The 6,736-nt window shown below is 31.4% G+C and carries 5 protein-coding genes; 3 read left to right on the plus strand and 2 right to left on the minus strand.

Translation table 11 applies throughout. The annotated features are described in order from the left end of the window. Position 1 precedes the first annotated feature (1 nt). The 3 genes from istB to J2Z42_RS13455 all read left to right on the plus strand — a co-directional run bounded on the left by istB (position 2) and on the right by J2Z42_RS13455 (position 1,555). Positions 2 to 766, plus strand: coding sequence for an IS21-like element helper ATPase IstB (istB, locus tag J2Z42_RS13445; RefSeq protein WP_209703284.1), 765 nt, complete (start codon positions 2 to 4; stop codon positions 764 to 766). Between the two features lie 50 nt (positions 767 to 816). After that, a complete protein-coding gene (locus J2Z42_RS13450) occupies positions 817 to 1,005 on the plus strand; it encodes a hypothetical protein (RefSeq protein ID WP_209703285.1) in 189 nt (62 codons plus the stop codon). Positions 1,006 to 1,114: 109 nt separating this feature from the next. After that, complete coding sequence (locus tag J2Z42_RS13455; RefSeq protein ID WP_342590038.1) at positions 1,115 to 1,555, plus strand: transposase; 441 nt, start codon at positions 1,115 to 1,117, stop codon at positions 1,553 to 1,555. Between the two features lie 456 nt (positions 1,556 to 2,011). Here the strand turns inward: J2Z42_RS13455 and J2Z42_RS13460 are convergent, their stop codons facing one another. Together J2Z42_RS13460 and J2Z42_RS13465 are read right to left on the minus strand one after the other, a co-directional pair. After that, positions 2,012 to 4,060, minus strand: a complete 2,049-nt coding sequence (locus tag J2Z42_RS13460; protein ID WP_209703287.1) for an AlwI family type II restriction endonuclease — start codon at positions 4,058 to 4,060, stop codon at positions 2,012 to 2,014. Between the two features lie 15 nt (positions 4,061 to 4,075). Then, complete coding sequence (locus J2Z42_RS13465) at positions 4,076 to 6,211, minus strand: Dam family site-specific DNA-(adenine-N6)-methyltransferase (protein WP_209703288.1); 2,136 nt, start codon at positions 6,209 to 6,211, stop codon at positions 4,076 to 4,078. Positions 6,212 to 6,736 lie beyond the last annotated feature (525 nt).

Below are 6,736 nucleotides of genomic sequence, written 5' to 3' on the forward strand. Positions count from 1 at the left end.
TATGATGAATAAAATAGAAGCCATAAAACAGGCAGCAGGAACACTGGGGCTTAGCAATATAAAAGCAAACATAGATATTATGCTTAAGCAGGCAGAAGAAAAAAATCTTACGTACACAGAATTTACGGACAATGTATTAGAAAGCGAACTATTGTATCGCAGGGATCGTGCAAGGGACAAGCGCATAAAAGAGGCAGGATTCCCATACAGAAAGAGACTCGAAGATTTCGATGTAAGTTTTCAGAAGTCACTCAGTGAAAAACAGTTAAAACAGTTATCTGAATTGAAATGGATTGAACAAATGTATAACCTGATTTTCTTTGGCCCTCCGGGCGTCGGCAAGACGCACTTAAGCATTGGATTAGCATATAAGGCAGCAGAGGAAGGCTACAAGGTGTCATTTACAACAATGACTACTTTGATACATACTCTAAGGACTGCAGATATATCAAGGCGAAGCAAAGTGAAGCTGAATCGAATTTACAATTCTAACCTTATTGTGATTGATGAAGTTGGATACCTTCCTATTGAGCGTACGGATGCAAATTTGTTCTTTCAATTAATAACAGACCTGTATGAACAGGCAAGTATCATCATAACTTCCAATAAAGGATTTGAAGAGTGGACAGAGTTTCTGGGAGATGCTGCATTGACTACAGCTGTTCTCGATAGACTGACTTACCGATGCGACATGATTACATTGGATGGAAAGAGCTATCGATTAGAAAATAGAAAATCATTCCTAAAACAGGAGGGTAACCAATAATGAATGAAATTATAGATATTATATATGACTCTGAAGGAGAACTTAATGAAATGCGTAAAGATCGTGATGAATGGGCTAATATGTTTGACTCAGTACTTAAATCCTATAACGATTCTGAAGAACTCTTATGCGGTTGTAAGAAAGAAATATCTATGTTATTGGAAGTATGTAGTCAGCATGGAATTGAGATACCAGAAGATGAGCATTATGTAGACCTTAAAGAGTTAGATAATTTTTAAAATATGCAGGGGCATGTTTTGCCCCTGCTAAAACGAAAAACTGGATTATTAATTGCCAAAAAAACTGCATTTATACTTGCCGGTAACAAAAGGTTACAATATCTAAGTGGTGGGGTCAATTTTCAGTGTAAAAAGGGGGTCAATTTTCATTATAAATCAACACTTAGGCACAACTTATTCTAAAAATATTACATCTAAAAGCTACAGAGAAATAATGACTTTTGATGAAAAAGGCGAAGCCGTTACATTTATAACTAACATGTTTGATATACCAGCCTCAGATATAATAAAAATCTATAAATATAGGTGGGAAATAGAACTGTTCTTTAAATGGATTAAACAAAATCTTAGGATAAAAAAATTTATTGGATATAATGAAAATGCTATAAAGATTCAAATTTTTTCTGCACTTATATCATATATGCTAATATATCTATGCTGCAACATTACTGTTGCTAAATATTCTATGCTCACGCTAACGCGTATTGTAAGAAGCAACCTGTTAGAAATCTACGATGAGTATAATAGAGAATATTTTCGGACAGGCTAACGCCCAGTAAAATTAAAAATTTTACCTATCTTGGCAATAGGACAAATCTAACTATATGATGGTAAATTCTTCTTTTTGTGTTGTTGATAACCAATATTAAGGGAGTTATTGGAATTTTATAAATTCCAATAACTCCCTTTAAAATTGTCAATAGTATTTTATTGTATTAATACAACAGCAGAAGTGCACAAGCACAGTATCACATTTCATATCTCACGAATGCCATACTGTTACCCCTAGATTATTTAAGGATACACTATCTGACTAAGCCTTTACTCAACGTTTTCGTAGTTCGTATCTTGTAAGAGCCTATATCTAATTATTTCCATTATATCAGAATAATACTAATTGCACAACCCCATTTTGCAAAAATATTTATAATAATAAAAGACAAATAAAAGGCAAATAAAAAATACCTACCCAGCAATCAATATTGATAAGGGTAGGCATTTCTATTTACAACATTTCTTGATTTTCGGCAACCACTAACATTTCTTCTACGCTTTGTGAATACTTATATCCTTTTTTTACTTCTTGTGCTATACATTTACTATACCAATTAGGGATTATTTCCCTAGAGTTGTAAGCTTCTTCGAACACAGGATAAAGATTCTTATATGTGCACTTGTTTTGGATAATACTTTTTAGCTCTAATGTTTGTAAAGGAATAATTTTCATTCCATCTACGCTTCTTGAATAATCCCTAGTATCAAAATATGGAGTATATTTTCGGCTTCTGAAGTCTGATATAACATTAATGTCCAAATGAGTAGTAGCAAAAATACAATATGAATTAAGGTTACCTGTGCGTAACATATGTTGTCCCAAGTGCCTGGATACAGGTTCCATTTCCATTCTACGTTGATTACTACCATCAGCCAATGTAGCTTCTAATAAAAGCGTATGCTCTGGATAATCCTCAGTTGCTGAATATTCATATACAATATCAGCCTCACCACCACCTGCATGAGTTTTGGGGAGCAAATCAGCTTCTAGTGATAGCTTCATATAATCCAGTATCTTGCCTTGTCTTTCACTCGCCTTGTACCAAATTATACCTAATATATATTCAAATATTGTTGGAATGTCTGCATTATCTGTAACAATACTATTTATAATTTCATCATCTCTATTTTCAAACGAATCAAGTAATTTAATAAGAACATCATCAGTAAACCTTGTGTCAATTAGGTGAGCTAACCTGCGGTAGCGTTCATCCTCGACAATTTGCTTAGCTTCATCCATAGTTGAGATGTTTGTACCAAGTTCAGTATTAATTCCATGAATTATTACCTGTTCGTCTATTGCTAAGCAAGAAGAGATATAGGTTAAGTCACAATCATTAAAGATTTCATCTGAAGTAGTGAAAGCCTCATTATATAATTGAGCAATTACAGAATTAAAAAATTGTTTTGGAACAATATCCAGTTTTACTATGTTGTCCTCAAATAAAATAATATCTGAAGTCTTAATATACCTTCTATTTAAATCAAGGTAATCACTTAATGTTGCCTTTACTTTGAATAAATGCATCATTTTGAAAAAAATAGTTTTAAATTCAGTTTCGTTATCTACCTGAGATATCTCAGTTATTTTGAAATGCGCCTCAGGATTATTAGCTATTGCTCGTGATGAGGATGTATCAAAAAGATAATCACGCCACATTGTTCTTGGCTTGTTTTTTATGGCGCGGCTCTTCTCATAAACTTGTAATATGAAATCCGTATTCTTATTTACACACACTTCTCTTAAAGCGCAATAAAATGGATAATAAGGCTTATCATACGTCCGGCTTTTCCTGTTAAATCCAACAGTGCATACTAACTCTTCAGTCACATTATTATCTAGCAATAAAGTCAAGGCTTCAGTATAATTACTCATTCTTAGAACTATATTTAAAACAACTTCATCAATTGACATCGTACCATTTCTTACAGCTTGTATTTTATCTGGCATTTCATCTGTAATATCTTTGTTAATACATAAAGGCAGTAAATAAGTATATTCTTCTAATGTCAGATAATCTACTTTTGACAATAAAAATAACAATACTATAAATGGGCGAACAACTTTTCCATCAATGCTGTTTGACGTTTTCAGTAGCTGCTTCATAAACAAAAAGCTATCTTTTGGTATTTGAAACTGGTTATTTGCCGAAAAATCTTGGCTTTGGCTAATATTCAGTAATGCATTCCCAGCATTAGTTAACTTTCGATTATCATATATAAGTCCAATGTCTACTAATCCAGATGTTTTTTCTCTTGCATCTTTTGCCTTCAAGGCAGCTTCACCAGTAACAAAAGCATTTTCTTTCATAAAATCATAATATTGTGATTGAATATCATTATTAGCAATCCAATCAGCTGCAGCATTTTGTGGCAATGACCAAAATTTATTAAGCAAATCTAATTGACTCTCAATGTTTAAGTTGAAATTTTTAGTCCTATAGCTTGTTGTCCCTAAACTCCAACAATAACTCTTATACGGAATATTACCAAATGACATAATGAATCCCCCAAATTAATAATTAATTATTAAAACTTCTTCTGAACCAGAAACTTTATCTTTTGTCTGATAATTTGAATTAGAATAACTATAGTTGAGAAAAATCGCCTTGTATTTAGAACTATTTTTCTTCAACCATTCAATTAAAATATCGTTCTCCTTACCTTTACTTCTTAAAACATTAGAAAGTGCAAATCTTATCCCCTTTGCATTTACTCTATCAAGAAATTCCAACAAATCCCTTTCAGTTTGTTCATTCCAACCATCCTGCTCATTATAGGTTGCACAGGTAATTAAATACGGAGGATCAACATAAATAAAACTATTATTATCTAACTTTTCTAAGTCATAATTTCTAAAATCTAAGCAAGTAAATAAATAATCACTACTTTTAATTCTATCAATAAATTTAATTAGCTTTGTTTCCATTTTAGAATTAAAATCCCTTTTGCCAACAGGCAAATTAAATTCTCCTAATCTATTAAAACGAATTTGATTGTTAAATGAATAAATTATTAACACATATAACATTATATAATAATGATAATCCTTAACTTTTATCTCATTAAAATCTCGCCTTAATTTTAAGTAATTTTCTTTATTATATTCACCAAGACCAGAAGCACTTTCGCATCCATAAAATGAATATCCATACACATTAGACCGTGAAAGCTTATATTTATCAATAATCTCATTAACTAACTGCAAGATACTATTTTTATCAAGGCTCTTAAATGTATTATATAAATTTATAAGATTATGATTTGAATCATTAAAAATCACTTTACTACAGTTTACATTAATCCCAATATTGCAACCACCACAGAACAAATCCACAAAGCACTCTATATCTTCGGGGAAAAGTGGCAAAATCTGTTCTAAAAGTTTATACTTTCCACCAGTATAATTTAAAGGCGAAGCTATTCTATCTTTTGGCTTTTCATAGCACGTACAAAGAAATAATCTTTCTTCATTTCCAGAAATATTTGATTTCCCTGTTGTGAATGCTTTATAACTTTCAGAAAAAACTTTAACCGTTCCTTTTTTATTTAGTATTCTTAATATATCATCATCAGATATCTTTGCATTTGACCTATCGTTGCCTTTCTCAGCCATATTATTATATGAAAACAATATGTATTTAGCTTTAATATTCATTATTAAATCTTCAAATGCTTCTGTTGCTTTAGTAGTGCAGTAATTGCTTTTAAGTGATGTCCTGTCCATTTTTCTAGCAACACCTTGAACCTCTGGTTTTTCCCATCTTGCAACATTCTCGAGAAGATGATAGGCATCGCAGTACTGCCTTGAGTTATATGGCGGATCAATATAAACTAAATCAGCTTCTATATTTCTAACTAACTCATTAGCATCGATATTAAAGCACATATTATTTTCATTATTATTTATGTTTGGGGTAGGCACATATAGTTCTAACTCTCTATCGAAATCTACACCTTTCCTATAGGCGTCATAATGACCACAAGTATTAGCAATCTTATCCATAGCGTAAAGTAAAGAAGTAATAAGTATAGCTCTTTCCCTTGAATTAATCTCACCATTATTAAATCGTTCTTCAATATCTTCTCTTATATAACCTATTTTAGCACAATCTTTTAAACTAAAAAATGTATTCGCAAAATTTTGGGTCATATAGTTTTCTTCGTTAATATTAAGGGAATTATAATTAATAATAATATTTATTATTTTATCCTTTGAATATGTCTCTGACCCAAACCATGCATAATTACAGATATAATTACTGTACAGAATGTCATTTGTTATGATTTTTTTATCAGCAAATGCAGAGGCAACGGCACCAGTTCCTGAAAAAATATCTGCCACTGTATTTACATCCTTGCACTCACTTTTAACAGTATTAGTTATAAAAGAAAGTAGCTTATATTTATTTCCCAAATATCTTCTATTGTTAATATCGGACGTTTTGTATTTTAATTGTTTTGGCTTTTCCTCAATAGCCTTTTTGCTGTCTAAATATTCTCTTATTTGTGGTATTACTTCTTTGTTCCATATCATGTGCCCCTTTGAGGATATTTTAATATCAAAAACACCATTATCTTTAAGATAATAAAGATATGATCGTGAAATGTCCAATTCTTCAGCAATTTTTGTTGCCGATATTCTCGTCATAGTTATTCCTCCTAATGCAACTAAACAAGCCACTTTTTAGACATTATACCACTAAGTAGTCCGGATTTCAATGAATTTAAAGCAATATCCGATTATATTTATCAATATAATCGGATGCTAATTATTTAAATACTTCATTTATACATAATAAAATTAGCATCCATTAATAATCTTACTCCATTATGCATTTTAAATAACTTAATATATGCCATTAGCTTTTGCTAAACCGTATATCTTTTGCTATAAAGTTTCCCTTACGCTAAATCGTATATCCTTTTGCTAAAATATAAAAATCCCCTATCCCCCCTGTAATAAGGAGATAGAGGATTTTCCTATTTTCTCTTAAAGCACACCTACATTTACTTTTGAAATAAGGCTCAAAGCCTTGTAAAATCAAGCTTTCCTAGTTAGCAGACAAACTGTCTCCACGTGTGTTTTGATAGTAAGATGATACTAATACGCAGATATAATGGAATTAGACCCCTTTAGACCCCCTTTGAATTTAGGGGACTGTTTTACAACTAA

This window comes from Clostridium algifaecis, assembly GCF_017874415.1.
In the GTDB taxonomy this organism is placed as follows: domain Bacteria; phylum Bacillota; class Clostridia; order Clostridiales; family Clostridiaceae; genus Clostridium_B; species Clostridium_B algifaecis.